Source organism: Rhizobium sp. Root1212 (genome assembly GCF_001424985.1).
Lineage (GTDB): Bacteria > Pseudomonadota > Alphaproteobacteria > Rhizobiales > Rhizobiaceae > Pararhizobium.
This window is the reverse complement of record NZ_LMDA01000022.1, coordinates 102,331-117,258: the sequence shown is the minus strand read 5'-3', so window position 1 is coordinate 117,258 and position 14,928 is coordinate 102,331. Positions and strand designations below refer to the sequence as shown.

Genomic DNA, 14,928 nt, shown 5'->3' with positions numbered 1-14,928 from the left:
GGAGGCCGGCTTGTCCGGCCTCCCGAATTGCTCAGGAGTGGTAGGCAGCTTCGCCGTGGGAGGAGAGGTCGAGACCTTCGCGCTCGGCTTCGGTTACGACCCGGAGGCCGACGACGAGATCGACGATCTTGTAGAGGATCGCCGAGCCGATGCCCGACCACAGCAGCGTGACGATCACGCCCTTGAACTGCGCCCAGACCTGGGTTGCCGTGCCGGCGTAGCTTGCGGCGAAGTCGGCCGTCGAATAATCGACGATGCCGGCGCCGCCGAGGGCCGGATTGACGAAGACGCCGGTCAGCAACGCGCCGACGATGCCGCCGATACCGTGTACGCCGAAGACGTCGGCGGTGTCGTCATAGCCGAACTTGTTCTTCACGGTGCTCACGAAGAAGTAGCAGATCGGCGAAACCACGAGGCCCATGACGATGGCGCCCATCGGCCCGACGAAGCCGGCAGCCGGCGTGATCACCACGAGGCCGGCGACGGCACCTGAGGCCGCACCCAGCATCGAGGCCTTGCCGCGGCCATAGGTTTCGACGAGCGACCAGGAGACGATGGCGGCTGCGGTGGCGACGAAGGTGTTGATCATCGCAAGCGCCGCATAGGCGTTCGATTCGAGGTTGGAGCCGGCATTGAAGCCGAACCAGCCGACCCACAGCAGCGAGGCGCCGACCATGGTGAGGGTCATGGAGTGGGGTGCCATCATGTCCTTGCCGAAGCCGACGCGCTTGCCGACCATGATCGCGCCGACGAGGCCTGCGATACCGGCATTGATGTGAACGACGGTGCCGCCGGCAAAGTCGATCGCGCCGAAGCCGAAGATCAGGCCGGTCGGACCGTCATAGGCGCTCGGGCCGCCCCAGAACCAGACCATATGGGCCATCGGGAAATAGACGAAGGTGAGCCACAGGATGGTGAACAGGATGACAGCGGAGAATTTGATGCGCTCGGCGAAGGCGCCGACGATCAGCGCCGGGGTGATGGCGGCGAAGGTCATCTGGAAGCAGACGAAGACCAGTTCGGGAATGGCCACACCCTTTGAGAAGCTTTCCGACAGCGTCGTCGTATCGACGCCCGCCAGGAAGACCTTGGAAAAGCCGCCGACGAAGCTGTTCAGCGAACCGCCATCGGTGAAAGCCAGCGAGTAGCCATAGGTGACCCAGACGATCATCGCGACGGCGGCGATCATCATCACCTGCATCAGCACTGAGAGCATGTTTTTGGCGCGAACGAGGCCGCCGTAAAACAGCGCGAGGCCGGGCACGATCATCAGCAGAACGAGGATGCTGGAAAGTAGCATCCAGGTCGTATCGCCCTTGTCGACGGTCATGGCAGGGGCGGCAGCCGCTGCAGCCTCGGTTGCCGCGGGTGCGGTTTCCTGTGCGAAGGCGACGACCGGGGCAAAGAACGCTGCGGCAGCCGTGCCGATGCGTCCGAGCGGGGTGGAAAGTTTGAAATCTGACATGGAATAAAGCTCCCCTACGGCCGAATTACAGCGCTTCAGTATCGGTTTCGCCGGTGCGGATGCGCACGGCATGATCAATGGAGTAGACGAAGATCTTGCCGTCGCCGATCTGGCCGGTCTTGGCGGCCGCTACGATCGCATCGACGGCGGTGTCGACGATCTCGGAGGCGACCGCGATCTCGATCTTCAGCTTCGGCAGAAAGCTGACGGCATATTCCGTGCCGCGGTAGATTTCCGTATGTCCCTTCTGGCGCCCGTAACCCTTCACTTCGGTCACGGTCAGGCCCTGGATGCCGACGGCGGTGAGGGCTTCCCGCACCTCATCGAGCTTGAACGGCTTGATAATGGCCATCACAATTTTCATCTGGTTTCTCATCCTTGTTCATCTGCGGCTCCGCGCCGTCGCCTTTCTCCATTCAAGGGGCGTGCCAGATTCGAACGGGATGGATAAGCCTGTGAAAAGACGACAAAAAATAACCCTCCGCCGGATCGCTACGGCGAAGGGTGAAAAATATGACAATAGTTTTGTCTAAAAAATGAGCAGAAAATATTTCATGCCCAAGATTTATTCAGATGCCTTCTTGCGGATCAGTCCTTCTTGGGCGACTGAGGCGATCAGCGCGCCGGAGCGGTCGAAAAGGCTGCCGCGGGTCATGCCGCGGGCTCCCGACGCGCTCGGGCTGTCCTGGGTGTAGAGCAGCCAGTCGTCCATGCGGCAGGGGCGGTGGAACCACATGGAATGGTCGAGGCTCGCCACCTGCAGGGTGCGGTCGAAGACCGAGGTGCCGTGGGCATAAAGCGCGGTATCGAGCAGCGTCATATCCGAGAGATAGGCAAGGATCGCCGCCTGGATATGGCGCTCGTCCGGGACGGTGCCGACAGTCTTTACCCAGACGTCCTGCGACGGTTCCAGCTTGTGGCGGGAGAAATAGTGGGTCAGCGAGACCGGGCGGATTTCGATCGGCCGCGGGCGCTCCCAGTAGCGGCGGATCGCTTCGGGCGCATTGGCGAGGAACATCGTCTTGATCTCCTCCTCGCCCAGCAGTTCTTCCGGCATCTTCACCTTCGGCATGGCGACCTGATGCTCGAACCCGCCTTCATCATACTGGAACGAGGCCGACATCGAGAAGATCGCCTTGCCGTGCTGGATGGCGATGACGTTGCGGGTGGCGAAGCTCGATCCGTCGCGGATGCGGTCCACCTCGTAGATGATCGGCAGGGAAGGATCGCCCGGCCGCATGAAATAGGCATGCAGCGAATGCACGTATCGCCCTTCATCGACGGTGCGCTGGGCGGCGACAAGGGCCTGGCCGATCACCTGTCCACCGAAGACGCGCTGCCAACCGGCCTGCGGCGAGCGCCCGCGAAACAGGTTTTCCTCCAGCTTTTCCAGATCGAGTGTCTGGAGCAGCACATCCATCGGAGCGGCAGTGTCGGCCATCGTTATTCTCCATCTCGTTTCGCCTGCGACCGAAGCGCGCTCTGGCCATGCAAAACCATGACATCGACGTTCGGGCGGTAGGAACAGTGGGATCAATGCTCTATATAGGCTCAAACGAATGCTCAAGAGTAACGGGAGTAAGCCGATGATCGATGTGCTCATTGCGGGTGGCGGCTATGTCGGCCTGTCCCTGGCCGTGGCGCTCAAATCGGCGGCGCCGCATCTTGCCGTGACGTTGGTGGATGGTGCGCCGGACGGTGCCTGGAGGAAGGACGAGCGCGCTTCGGCGATTGCGTCTGCCGCCTCGCACATGCTGGAGGCGCTTGGCGTCTGGGCCGAGATCGAGCCGGAAGCCGAGCCGATCCGCCGCATGGTGATCACCGATTCGAAGGCGGCCGATCCCGTGCGCCCGGTTTTCCTGACCTTCGAAGGCGCCGGCGAGGCGGAAGCCGCTGGCCGCCCTTTCGCCCATATGGTGCCGAATGTCGTGATGGTCGGCGCCTTGCGCACCGCAGCCGACCGGCTGGGCGTCGAGATCAGGCATTCGACGCCTGTCGATGGTTTTAGGAGCGGCGATCACGCCGTGTCCGCGACCCTTGGCAACGGTGAAGCGCTCGAGGCACGGCTGCTGGTCGCCTGCGACGGCGTGCGCTCGAAGCTTCGTACCGCCGCCGGCATCAAGACGGTGGATTTCGATTACGGCCAGTCCGGCATCGTCACCACCGTCGAGCATGAGCGGCCGCACAACGGCACGGCCGAGGAGCACTTTCTTCCCGCTGGCCCATTCGCCACCCTGCCGTTGCGCAACAACCGTTCCTCGCTCGTTTGGACGGAACGCACCGCCGACGCCGAGAAGCTCGTCCGTGGCGACGATCTGGTGTTCGAGGAAGAGCTGGAGCGCCGTTTCGGCCACAAGCTCGGCACGCTGAAGGTCGTCGGTGGCCGCCGTGCCTTTCCGCTCGGCCTGACGCTGGCGCGCGAATTCGTCGCGCCGCGTTTCGCGCTGGCCGGCGATGCCGCCCACGGCATCCACCCGATTTCCGGCCAGGGCCTCAATCTCGGCTTCAAGGATGTCGCAGCCCTTGCCGAAACCATCGTTGATGCCGACCGCCTCGGCCTCGATATCGGTTCGCTGGCGGTGCTGGAGCGCTATCAGGGGTGGCGTCGTTTCGACACCTTCCGCATGGGGGTGACGACCGATGTGTTGAACCGGCTGTTTTCCAACGACATCACGCCGGTCCGGGCCTTGCGCGATTTCGGCCTCGGCCTCGTCGATCGCCTGCCGACGCTCAAGTCCTTCTTCATCAAACAAGCGGAAGGCGTGGCCAGTCAGAACCATCCGAAGCTCTTGGCCGGTCAGCCCATCTGAAGGATCAGTCCTCGATCTTGCGCGCTTCGGAGATCAGCATGATCGGAATGCCGTCGCGGATCGGATAGGCGAGTTTCGCCTTTTCCGAGATCAGTTCGCCGGCATCGGCATGGTAGCTCAGCCGCCCCTTGGTCAGCGGGCAGACGAGCAGTTCGAGCAGTTTGGGATCGACCCGGCTGGTTCTGTCTTCCATGTCCGGCCTATTGCAGCAGGGTTTCGATATCGCCGAAATTGCGGGCAAGCACGATCTCGGTGATGGCGATCAGGGTTTCCGCCCGCGATTTCAAATCGGGCGCTTCCAGCAGCGCCTGCTTTTCCGCGGGACCATAGGGCGACATCATCGCGAGCGAATTGACCAGAGTGCGGTTGCTGGCGCGCTCGACGCTTTCCCAGTCCGCCTCCAGCTTGTTGGCCTCGAGATAGGCCCGGAACGCCGCGAGAAGAGCGTTGCGATCGACCTGGGTATCGTCATCGGAGGAGGAAAGATCGGTGGCGAAGGGCGCCGTCTTGAAGGTGCGGTATCCCTTGACCATGTTGCTTTCGCTGAGCAATCGGAAACGGCAGATGCCGGTGAGCGAAATGAGATAACGCCCGTCCTCCATCTCGGCAAAGGAGGTGATGCGGCCGACGCAGCCGACATTGCAGAGCGCCTGATGCGGATTGCTCGCGGTCTCCTGCGCGCCCTCGCTGAAGGAGGGTTGCACCATGCCGATCAGCCGGTTGCCCGCCAGCGCATCGTCGAACATGGCGAGATAGCGCGGCTCGAAGATATTGAGCGGCAGTTGCGCGCCGGGTAGAAGCAGCACGCCGGTCAGGGGAAAGACCGGCAATGTTTCCGGCAAATCCTGCGGTTTCAGATAACGCGCATTTCCCACTTGCATCTGCGTTTTCCCGTTGATCGCCCGGCTGCCGGCCCAAGGCCGGCCTTGAGCAGAAAGATGGTGCGTCGCTCGCAAATCTCAAGGGACGCGACCGGGTCCGCGCTTACGAAAACAGGATCGAGGACAGCTTGCGCCGGGCAGCGAGCGTTGCCGGATCGGTTGCGCCCCAAACCTCGAAGAATTTCAGAAGCTCGCGCCGCGCGCCATCGTCGTCGAAGGCGCGGTCGCGCTTCATGATCGTCAGCAGATGATCGGCTGCAGCCGTGCGGTCGCCTTCGACATTGCGGATCTTGGCGAGCTTCAGCCGGGCTTCGTGATCGTCGGGGTTGGCGGCAAGCGCCTGTTCCAGCGCCTGCGGATCGCCGAGCTTGCGGGCTTCCTCGATCTGGTCGAGCTTTTTCGTGACGGCCGCTACGGCCGCATCGGCGGCCATCGTCTCCGTCAGGTTGGACAGAGCCTGACGTGCTTCGGCAAGCTGGCCCATGGCGATCAGGCAATTGGCAAGGCCCGCAACGGCGGCGGCGTTTTCGGGATCGGCCTGCAGCACGGCCGAATAGAGGCCACCGGCATTTTCGATATCGCCGCCGTCGAACATCGCCTTGGCATCACCAAGGGCCGCATCGATTTCCGCCTGCCGGTGGTCCACGGCGGGGCCGGCGACCTTGTCGATGAACTCGCGTATCTGGCTTTCGGGCAGCGCGCCCATGAAGCCGTCGACCGGACGGCCGCCGGAAAAGGCGATGACGGCCGGAATGGATTGAATGCCGAGCTGACCCGCGATCGAAGGATGGTCGTCGATGTTCATCTTGACGAGCTTTACGCGGCCGGCGGCTTCCGTCACCACCTTTTCGATGACGGGCGTCAGCTGCTTGCAGGGGCCGCACCAGGGCGCCCAGAAATCGACGAGCACCGGCTGCTGGCGCGAGGCTTCCAGAACGTCGCGGGTAAAATTCGCGGTCGTCGTGTCCTTGATCAGGTCGCCGGCGGGAGCCGCAGCCGGGGCGGCGTCCGTGCCATAGTTGACCTGGCCCGTCATCTGGGTGCCGAAGTTGCCCTGGTAGGGGTTGCTGCCGCTCATGTCTGCTCCTCACGGACCATGGTCCGAATGACTGTTTTCTGCCGCAAAGATCGTATGTCAGGCCGTCACTTTCAAGACAAGCGGCTTATGTCCCGTCGCTTCTATAAAGCGCATGAGGTCCTTCGAGCCGATCGAGGTCGTCGCATCGTTGGAAAGCGGATGGCAGTTGACGATGTCCTCGTGCATCAGCGCCTCGTCGACGATGATGGTGACGTTGTTGCCGGTATCGTTGATGACGCCGAAGGCCGTGACGGCACCGGGAATGACGCCGAGATATTCCATCAGCTTTTCCGGCTTGCCGAAGGAGACCTTGCTCGCAGCGCCGATCAGCTGATGCACGGTCTTCAGATCGACGACGGTGTTCTCCTCGACGGTAAGCAGGAAGTAATTGTCCTTCTTGTCCTTCACGAAGAGGTTTTTCGTATGGCCGCCCGGAATCTCGTCGCGCAGCGCCACCGATTCGGCGACGGTGAAGACCGGCGCATGCCGCTTGGTGGTATGGGCGATGCCGAGGCTGTCGAGAAAGGCAAACAGGTCGTCAGTGGTCTTCGGCTTGTTGTCGCTCATGGCGGTGTTCCCATCGTCAAAAATTACGTCCCGGCTTACGCCGAAGGCTGCGTCGATGCAATCTTGTCGCAACGATGAAGGAAAGAAAGACATATTTTCAGTGACTTGCGAAGTTTTTCGAAAATTTTTAGGCCAATCGTCGTTTTTCCTGTTGCATTCGAAAATGCCTTGGGCCATATACCGGCCGTCGCCGCAACGCAGCGACCTTCGGCCACCAACTACCCCAGGCCGTCGACGATGAGCGGGTGTAGCTCAGGGGTAGAGCACAACCTTGCCAAGGTTGGGGTCGGGCGTTCGAATCGCCTCACCCGCTCCATTCTTCCAAAGTTTCGAAGCCTCGGTTTGTCCGGGGCTTTTGTGTTTCTGGCCTGGCGCCAGAAATTCACCTCCGAAGGCTGCTGCGATCGGAGGCTGGTTTCGTGATTCGTGTTTTGCGGTTGCTATCCGCGGCCGACGAAGGGCATTTGTGTCGCCATCACTGTCATTGTCAGCACATTGGCGGAGAGGGGCAGGCCGGCCATGTAGACCACGGCTTCCGCCACCAGATGGGCGGGCATGGTCGCTTCGACTGCCACATCGCCATTGGCCTGCAGGACGCCGGTGGTCATGCGGCGGGTCATGTCGGTGGCGGCATTGCCGATATCGATCTGGCCGCAGGCGATGTCGAAGGCTCGTCCGTCGAGCGCCGTGGATTTCGTCAGGCCGGTGATCGCGTGTTTGGTCGCGGTATAGGGGGCCGAAAACGGCCGCGGCGTCGTCGCCGAGATCGAGCCGTTGTTGATGATCCGACCGCCGCGGGGCGTTTGCGCCTTCATCATCTTCATTGCCTGCTGGGTGCAAAGGAAAGCGCCGGTCAGATTGACGCCGACGATGGCGTTCCAGTCTTCGAAGGAAATCTCTTCCATCGGAACGGCCGGCAGGCCCATGCCGGCATTGTTGACCAGCAGATCGATGCGGCCGAATTCACGGCCGATGGCCTCGAAAAGCGCCTGGACGGATTGCGGGTTGCCGATATCGGCCGCAATGGCGCGCAAGGTTGCGCCCGGATGGTCGGCAAGCATGTCGCTTGCTGCAGCCTGCAGCACGTCCTCGCGACGGCCGACGATGACGACATTGTAACCCTCACCCAAAAGTGCGGTGGAGATCGCCTTTCCGACGCCGGTGCCGCCGCCCGTGACGAGGGCGATGCGGCCGTGTTTTTCCGTTTGTGCCATGTGTATTTCCTCCCGGCTCAGGTGCGGCTGAAGACGTAGTCCGTTTCCTGCAGCAGGGTTTCGCCGGCGCGCAGCACGGCATCAGGGAAATTCGGATGGTTGACCGCATCCGGCCAGTTCTGGGTTTCCAGGCAGAAGCCGGCATAGGGGCCGTAGCGCCGGCCTTCGAGGCCGGGAACGGGAACATTCATCTTGAAGCCGGTATAGAACTGCACGCCGGGCTCGCTGGTGCGAACCTCCAGCACCACGCCGGAATTGACGCTGCGCACCAGCGCGGCCGAGCGCTTCGGGCCGCGGGCATTAGCAAGGCAGAAATTGTGGTCGTAGGAAATTCTGTCGCCTTCCATCTGCCGGCGCATCGGGGTCATGCTGCGCAGATCGAAGGCGGTGCCGTCGACAGCGCGGATTTCGCCGGTCGGGACCTGCAGCTCGTCGGTCGGCAGATACTGTCCGGCAGCGATCATGATGTCGTGGTCGAGCGCATCCGGCTTGCCGTCGAGATTGAAATAGCTGTGCTGGCAGACATTGGCGATGGTCGCCTTGTCGGTCGTCGAGGCATAGCTGACGCTTAATGTCCCGCCGTCCTTCAGTTCATAGGTACAACGGATGCGGCAGTTGCCGGGATAACCCGCCCGTCCTTCGGGATCGACGATCTCCAGTACGACGCGGCTATCGGCGTGCTCGACGATGCTCCAGACACGCTTGGCGATGCCGTCGCTGCCGCCATGCAGGTGGGTGACGCCCTTTTCGTTGCGTTCCAGCTGGTATTCGGTGCCATCGATGGCAAAGCGCCCGCCGCCGATGCGGTTGGCGTTGCGGCCGGGGGTCGCGCCGAAATAGGGGGAATGGGCAAGATAGTCGCCGAAGGTCTCGAAGCCGAGCACCAGCGGCGCATCATGGCCTTCGAGCCTGAGGTCCTGAATGACGGCGCCCCAGGTGAGGATATGGGCGGTGAGGCCACCGCCCTTGATGGTCAATCGATGAACGGTCTCGCCGGATGGCAACTGGCCGAATACTTCATGCGCTAATTCCACGGTCGTCACTCTCCTCCTGACACCGGTTTCCGGCAAACTGCGCCATTTCTCGTGGCGCGGCAACCGAAAAAGTCATACTATTGCGTTCGCCTTAATCCCGCTTGCCGATGGCGGCGAGATCATAGGGCGTCGTCTGGTAGATGTCATTGATCCAGTTGCCGAACAGCAGGTGTGCATGACTTCGCCAGCGGTTTTGCGGCGGCAGCTCGGGGTCGTTGTGCGGGAAATAGTTGAACGGCATCTTGATCGGCACGCCGGCATCGACGTCGCGGAAATATTCGTCCGACAGCGAGGTCGAATCATATTCGACATGATTGAAGACGTAGAGCCGGTTGCAGGTCTTCTCATGCACGAAGCAGACCCCCATCTCGTCGGATTCCATCAGGATTTCCAGGCCGTCGACCTTCTCGATATCGGCGCGGCGCACCTCGGTCCAGCGCGAGACCGGGATCTGGAAATCGTCGGAAAAGCCGCTGAGATAGACGGAGGCCGGATTGAGATTGTGGTGGCGGTAGACGCCAAAAGCCTTTTCCTTCAGTGCATGCTTCGGCACGCCATGGAAATGGTAGATCGCCGCCATCGCGCCCCAGCAGATGTTGAGCGTCGAGTGCACATTGGTCTCGGTCCAGTCGAAAATCTGCTGCATCTCCTGCCAGTAGGTCACGTCCTCGTAGTCGAGGGTTTCCACGGGCGCGCCGGTGATGATCAGGCCGTCGAACTTGCGATGCTTCACCTCTTCCCAGGTCTCGTAGAAGGCAAGCAGATGCTCTTCCGAGGTGTTCTTGGCCTTGTGGCCGCCGAGACGGATCAGCGAGAACTCGACCTGCAGCGGCGAGGCGCCGACAAGGCGCGCCATCTGCACCTCGGTCTTGATCTTGTTCGGCATGAGGTTCAGGAGCCCGATCTGAAGGGGGCGGATATCCTGCCGGATAGCCACCGTCTCGGTCATCACCCGCACGCCCTCTTTGACGAGGGTTTCGAAAGCGGGCAGCGTATCGGGAATCTTGATGGGCATGGGTTCTCACTCGACGAACACGGCGCCGGAAACAATAAACCGGCAACGAAAAATATCGCCACCGGTCCGTTTCACCCACGGCCCTTTAGCGACTTGTTTAACGTGGCTGCAAGCCGGCCGGCCAAATCACCACGAGACATTTAGATAACGCCGGCCCTTGCCAAATGCAATGGGCTGGAAATGGGGGCATCGGGACCAAACGGTCCTAGCCCTCCAGTTCCTCGCGCAGCATTTCCAGCTCCAGCCATTCCTGTTCCATCTTCTCCAGCGAGCCGCGCAGCTTTTCCATCTCGGCGGCAAGGGCTGCGAAGCGGTTGGGGTTCTTGGCGAAGAGATTGGGATCGGCCATCTCCGCCTCGTGCTTGCCGACCTGAAGTTCGATCTTCTCCATCTCCTTCGGCAGGTTTTCGAGCGCGAATTTCTGCTTGAAGGAAAGCTTGCCCTTGGCGGCTTTCGGCGCTTCCGCCGAAGCTGCCGGTGCGGCGCGGGCCTTGTCCGCCTTCTCGGCCTTCTTCTTTTCCTCCAGCGCGCCCTTACGCTGCACCATCATGTCGGAATAGCCGCCGGCATATTCGATCCAGCGGCCGTCCGGCTCTTCCGGGTTTGCCGGCGCAATCGTCGAGGTGACGGTGCGGTCGAGGAAGTCGCGGTCGTGGCTGACAAGGATGACGGTGCCGGGAAAGCCGGCGACGATTTCCTGCAGCAGGTCGAGCGTCTCGATGTCGAGGTCGTTGGTCGGTTCGTCGAGGATCAGGAGGTTGGTCGGCCGGGAGAGGATGCGGGCCAGCATCAGCCGGGCGCGCTCGCCGCCGGAAAGGTTCTTGATCGGCGTGCGCGCCTGTTCCGGCTGGAAGAGGAATTCTTTCATGTAGCCGGTCACGTGGCGCTGTTCGCCATTGACCAGCAGGTTTTCGCCGCGCCCGTCGGTCAGGTAATGGGCGAGCGTGTCCTCCGGGTTCAGGTCTTCGCGCTTCTGGTCGAGCGTGGCGATTTCCAGATTGGTGCCGAGCTTGACGGTGCCTGTATCCGGCTCGATCTGGCCGGTCAGCATCTTCAGCAGCGTCGTCTTGCCGGCGCCATTCGGGCCGACGAGGCCGATGCAATCGCCGCGATGCACGCGGATCGAGAAGGGCGCGACAATGATGCGTTCGCCATAGGCCTTGGTGATCTTGTCCGCCTCGATCACCAGCTTGCCGCTTTCCTGCGCGTCGGAAACGGTCGCCTGAACGGTGCCCTGCGGTCCCTTGTGGCCGCGATATTGCGAGCGCAGGTCCTGCAGCGCCCCGAGGCGGCGCATGTTGCGCTTGCGCCGTGCGGTCACGCCGTAGCGCAGCCAGTGCTCTTCGCGTTCGATCGCCTTGCCGAGCTTGTGCTGTTCCAGCTCTTCGGCCTCCAGCACCTGGTCGCGCCAGGCTTCGAAATGGCCAAAGCCGCGATCCAGCCGCCGCGAGGTGCCGCGGTCGAGCCAGACGGTCGCGGTCGAGACTTTTTCGAGGAAGCGCCGGTCGTGGGAGATGAGCACAAGCGCGCTGCGGGTCTTCTGCAGCTCGCCTTCCAGCCATTCGATGGTCGGCAGGTCCAGATGGTTGGTCGGCTCGTCGAGAAGAAGGATATCCGGCTCCGGCGCCATGACGCGGGCCAGCGCCGCGCGGCGCGCTTCGCCGCCGGAAAGGTCTTGCGGGTTTTCCTCGCCCGTCAGTCCGAGATGGGAGAGCAGATAGGTGACGCGGTATGGATCGTCCCCCGGTCCAAGCCCCGCTTCCGCATAGGCCTGCACGGTCGCATAGCCGGCAAAATCCGGCGCCTGTTCGAGATAGCGCACCGTCGAGGCCGGATGGCGAAAAACTTCGCCCGATTGCGCCTCGACCATGCCGGCGGCGATCTTCAGCAGCGTCGATTTTCCCGAGCCGTTGCGGCCCACGAGGCAGATTTTGTCGCCGGGCTCGACCTGCAGCGCAGCACCGGCCAGCAACGGCGTACCGCCGAAAGACAGGAAGATATCGTCGAGTTTCAGAATGGGTGGTGCCATGATCAGGCTCCCGTCAGGTCATAGGGGCGGGCAAGGACGATGGCCCGGCCGGAGGCAAGGGTGAAGCGGACGGGACCTTCGGCGACGTTGGATATCGTGCGCGAGGAGCCGAACGGCAGATGAAAATCGGCAAGCGGATAACGCGCGCCTTCGATCGAAAGTCCGCTCAGCGCATCGAGGCCGAGGATCGAAAACAGGCTGCCCTTCGGCAGGTCCAGTTCCAACACGCCCGGCAGAAGCGGCGTCGCCTCTTCCTCGCCGGAGGTGAGATGGACATTGAGGCCGGTTTCCCCAAGGCGGACGGCGTAGAGAAGGTGCATGAAAGCGTGGTCGCTGCGCTCGCCGCCGAGTGCGCCGGCAAGGATCAGCGACCGGGCGCCGCGGGAAAGGGCCGCCTCCATGGCGATCTCGCCATCCGTCTCGTTCTTGGCTGGCGGATAGGGCTCGCGGCGAACCTGCGGCCAGGCGTCGATCAGCTCGGCCGGCGTGGAATCGAAATCGCCGACCCAGAGTTCGGGTTCAAGGCCGAGCCCGGCCGCGTGCCGCATGCCGCCATCGGCCGCGATGATCCGCGTGCCTTGCAGGCGTTCGAGAAGCCGCGCAGTGGCCGTCAGCGGCCCGCCCATCAATATCGTGAAAGCCGGTTCGGTCATGGCGCAAGGCCATAGCGCGAAGTGGTTGAGAGGGGAAGGGGCCTATTCCGTAACTTGGCCGTTTGCGCCCTGCCGCGTCTCGTAAGCCCGCTCGAAGGCGAGGGTGAAGCGGTCGAACAGATGCGAGAAGGTGGCAATCTCGTCTTCGGACCAATCGGCGACGATCTCGGCGATGATCGCCTGCTTGACGCTGTGCATCTCCGCCACTAGCCGCCCGCCCATCTCCGTCATCACAAGCACGATGCGGCGCGCATCCGCCTGTGATGCCTCGCGCCGCAGCACCTCGCGCGATACCATCTCGGCGACGATGCGGCTGGCGCGGGAGGGGTCGATGCGCAGCTTTTCCGCGACCATGCCGACCGTCACTTCTTGCCCTTCGCCCGCGCGCCGCACCACGTCGAGCACATCGACATGGGAGATTTCGAGGCCGGGAGCGACGCTGTCGAGCGCCAGCCTCGCGATCACGCGCCGGCCGATCAGCATGCGCATGCGGGTCAGTGCGCCACTGATGCGGTCGCGGTCGGTTTCGGATGTTTGGGTCGTGGTGTGGTCCATGGCGTCACGATAGCAGCTTCGCGCTACCCCTTCAAAGTCCAATATGCTCGATGCATAAATATGCGTTTGACATTTATATGCTATTAGCACATAAATTCATCCCAACGTCAAACGGGATCATTTCCATGGATATGCCGGTCGCGACCGCACCCCTTGTCGAGAACAAGGCGCTGCGGCTCACGCTCTTTCTTTTCCTGATGTCGGCGCTGTTCATGGCGACGCTCGATAACCAGATCGTTTCCACCGCGCTTCCGACCATCGTCGGCGAGTTCGGGCAGATGGAGCGTTTCGGCTGGGTCGGTTCGGCCTATCTGCTCGCCACCTGCGCCGTCATGCCGCTCTACGGCAAGCTCGGCGATCTCTTCGGCCGCAAATATGTGATGCTGACGGCGATCACCATCTTCACCGTCGGCTCGGTCGCCTGCGGTTTTGCCGTGTCGATGAACACGCTGATTGCCGCCCGCGTGCTGCAGGGGCTCGGCGGCGGCGGTATCATGGTGTCGATCTTCGCCATCAATGCCGATCTTTTCGAGCCGCGCGAACGCGCCCGTTACCAGAGCTATTCCAGCCTGGTGCTGATGGCCTCCGGCGCTATCGGCCCGGTGCTGGGCGGCACGCTGAGCGATCTCTTCGGCTGGCGCTCCATCTTCCTCGTCAACGTGCCGATCGGCATCGTCGTGCTTGCCGGGCTGATCGTCTTCCTGCCCTATCGCCGCCCGACGCGCGTGCCGAAGATCGACTATGCCGGCGCCCTGCTGCTCGCCTGCGCCATCACCAGCATCGTGCTGCTCGCCGATGGCTCGGAGCTTTTCGGATCGCTCCTGTCGGCCGGCAGCCTGACGGTGATCGGCATCGGCACGATCTGCGCCATCGCCTGGGTCCTCGTCGAGCGCCGCGCGCCGGAGCCGATCGTGCCGATGCCGCTGTTTGCCACCTCCACCTTCCCGCTTTTCCTGATCATTTCGATGGCAAGCGGCGCGGTCGGCATCGGTCTCGTCAATTATTTCGCGCTGTTCCTGCAGACGACGACCGGGCTTTCGCCGTCCACCGCCGGCCTGATGTTCGTGATGCTGACGGGCGGTATCGTTTGCGGCTCGCTCACCGCCGGCCGTCTGATCTCGATCACCGGCCGCTACAAGCCGTTTGCGATCGCAAGCCCGAGCATCGCGATCCTCGCTTTGCTGCTGATGAGCCAGGTCCATCCGGGCACGCCGATCTTCGTCATCGGCGCGATCATGGGGCTGCACGGGCTTGGCATCGGTCTTGGCCAGCAGGTTCCGATCCTCGGCGTACAGAACAGTGCGCCGAAGCGCGACGTGGGGGCCGCAACCGGCGCCGTGACCCTGTCGCGCATGGGCGGTGCCTCCATCGGCATCTCCATTTACGGGGCAACGATCGCCGCCGGCCTCTCCCATGGCGTGACGATTCCGGGCGTCGAGGCGATCGAAAAACTGACGCCGCAGGTGCTGGCGACTCTGCCGGAAACCTCCCGCCAGATGATCGCCGATCATTATACGGCCGCCTTCCATCCGCTCTTCGTCACAGCGGCCGTCATCGCGCTCACCGCTCTCGTCTGCGCGATCTGCCTGAAGTCGATCCGCCTGCCGCAGAAGACGGCCGGCTGATC

At 62.6% G+C, this 14,928-nt stretch carries 15 protein-coding genes, 1 tRNA gene and 1 riboswitch; of the genes, 3 read left to right on the top strand and 13 right to left on the bottom strand.

Annotated elements, in window-relative coordinates; genetic code table 11:
- Window positions 1-31: 31 nt before the first annotated feature.
- The 3 genes from ASC86_RS16770 to tesB all read right to left on the bottom strand — a co-directional run bounded on the left by ASC86_RS16770 (window position 32) and on the right by tesB (window position 2,906).
- Window positions 32-1,465 (bottom strand): ammonium transporter, encoded by a 1,434-nt coding sequence (locus tag ASC86_RS16770; protein ID WP_056323580.1) that lies wholly within the window; start codon window positions 1,463-1,465, stop codon window positions 32-34.
- Window positions 1,466-1,490: 25 nt separating this feature from the next.
- On the bottom strand, window positions 1,491-1,841 hold the full coding sequence (locus ASC86_RS16765; RefSeq protein ID WP_056323574.1) for a P-II family nitrogen regulator: 351 nt from the start codon (window positions 1,839-1,841) through the stop codon (window positions 1,491-1,493).
- A 189-nt stretch (window positions 1,842-2,030) separates the two neighbouring features.
- The gene (tesB, locus tag ASC86_RS16760; RefSeq protein WP_056323571.1) at window positions 2,031-2,906 is read right to left on the bottom strand and encodes an acyl-CoA thioesterase II; all 876 of its coding nucleotides are present in this window, start codon (window positions 2,904-2,906) and stop codon (window positions 2,031-2,033) included.
- Between the two features lie 118 nt (window positions 2,907-3,024).
- Here tesB and ASC86_RS16755 point away from each other — a divergent pair, with 118 nt between their 5' ends.
- Complete coding sequence (locus ASC86_RS16755; RefSeq protein WP_280136985.1) at window positions 3,025-4,275, top strand: ubiquinone biosynthesis hydroxylase; 1,251 nt, start codon at window positions 3,025-3,027, stop codon at window positions 4,273-4,275.
- A gap of 4 nt (window positions 4,276-4,279) precedes the next feature.
- On the opposite strand, the gene ASC86_RS16750 is transcribed toward ASC86_RS16755, so the two are convergent.
- From ASC86_RS16750 to ASC86_RS16735, 4 genes are all read right to left on the bottom strand, one after another.
- Window positions 4,280-4,468, bottom strand: a complete 189-nt coding sequence (locus ASC86_RS16750; RefSeq protein WP_056323566.1) for a Trm112 family protein — start codon at window positions 4,466-4,468, stop codon at window positions 4,280-4,282.
- A 7-nt stretch (window positions 4,469-4,475) separates the two neighbouring features.
- Window positions 4,476-5,156, bottom strand: a complete 681-nt coding sequence (locus tag ASC86_RS16745; RefSeq protein WP_056323563.1) for an LON peptidase substrate-binding domain-containing protein — start codon at window positions 5,154-5,156, stop codon at window positions 4,476-4,478.
- A gap of 103 nt (window positions 5,157-5,259) precedes the next feature.
- Entirely contained in the window at window positions 5,260-6,234 is a 975-nt protein-coding gene (trxA, locus tag ASC86_RS16740) for a thioredoxin (RefSeq protein WP_056323560.1), read from the bottom strand.
- A 57-nt stretch (window positions 6,235-6,291) separates the two neighbouring features.
- Complete coding sequence (locus tag ASC86_RS16735) at window positions 6,292-6,801, bottom strand: prolyl-tRNA synthetase associated domain-containing protein (RefSeq protein ID WP_056323559.1); 510 nt, start codon at window positions 6,799-6,801, stop codon at window positions 6,292-6,294.
- Between the two features lie 241 nt (window positions 6,802-7,042).
- On the opposite strand from ASC86_RS16735, the gene ASC86_RS16730 reads away from it, so the two are divergent.
- Window positions 7,043-7,117 (top strand) — tRNA-Gly (locus tag ASC86_RS16730).
- Between the two features lie 124 nt (window positions 7,118-7,241).
- On the opposite strand, the gene ASC86_RS16725 is transcribed toward ASC86_RS16730, so the two are convergent.
- From ASC86_RS16725 to ASC86_RS16700, 6 genes are all read right to left on the bottom strand, one after another.
- On the bottom strand, window positions 7,242-8,015 hold the full coding sequence (locus ASC86_RS16725; RefSeq protein ID WP_056323556.1) for an SDR family oxidoreductase: 774 nt from the start codon (window positions 8,013-8,015) through the stop codon (window positions 7,242-7,244).
- Window positions 8,016-8,032: 17 nt separating this feature from the next.
- Complete coding sequence (locus tag ASC86_RS16720; RefSeq protein ID WP_056324274.1) at window positions 8,033-9,049, bottom strand: aldose epimerase family protein; 1,017 nt, start codon at window positions 9,047-9,049, stop codon at window positions 8,033-8,035.
- Between the two features lie 91 nt (window positions 9,050-9,140).
- Entirely contained in the window at window positions 9,141-10,064 is a 924-nt protein-coding gene (metA, locus tag ASC86_RS16715; protein ID WP_056323554.1) for a homoserine O-succinyltransferase, read from the bottom strand.
- A gap of 65 nt (window positions 10,065-10,129) precedes the next feature.
- Window positions 10,130-10,207: riboswitch (SAM riboswitch) on the bottom strand.
- A 62-nt stretch (window positions 10,208-10,269) separates the two neighbouring features.
- Entirely contained in the window at window positions 10,270-12,093 is a 1,824-nt protein-coding gene (locus ASC86_RS16710; RefSeq protein ID WP_056323550.1) for an ABC-F family ATP-binding cassette domain-containing protein, read from the bottom strand.
- A gap of 2 nt (window positions 12,094-12,095) precedes the next feature.
- Window positions 12,096-12,746: a thiamine diphosphokinase gene (locus ASC86_RS16705; RefSeq protein ID WP_056323548.1), complete on the bottom strand. Its 651-nt coding sequence runs from the start codon at window positions 12,744-12,746 to the stop codon at window positions 12,096-12,098.
- 42 nt (window positions 12,747-12,788) lie between these two features.
- Window positions 12,789-13,301 (bottom strand): MarR family winged helix-turn-helix transcriptional regulator, encoded by a 513-nt coding sequence (locus ASC86_RS16700; RefSeq protein WP_056323545.1) that lies wholly within the window; start codon window positions 13,299-13,301, stop codon window positions 12,789-12,791.
- Between the two features lie 125 nt (window positions 13,302-13,426).
- Between ASC86_RS16700 and ASC86_RS16695 the strand changes: the two genes are divergently transcribed.
- Complete coding sequence (locus tag ASC86_RS16695) at window positions 13,427-14,926, top strand: MDR family MFS transporter (RefSeq protein WP_056323543.1); 1,500 nt, start codon at window positions 13,427-13,429, stop codon at window positions 14,924-14,926.
- Window positions 14,927-14,928 lie beyond the last annotated feature (2 nt).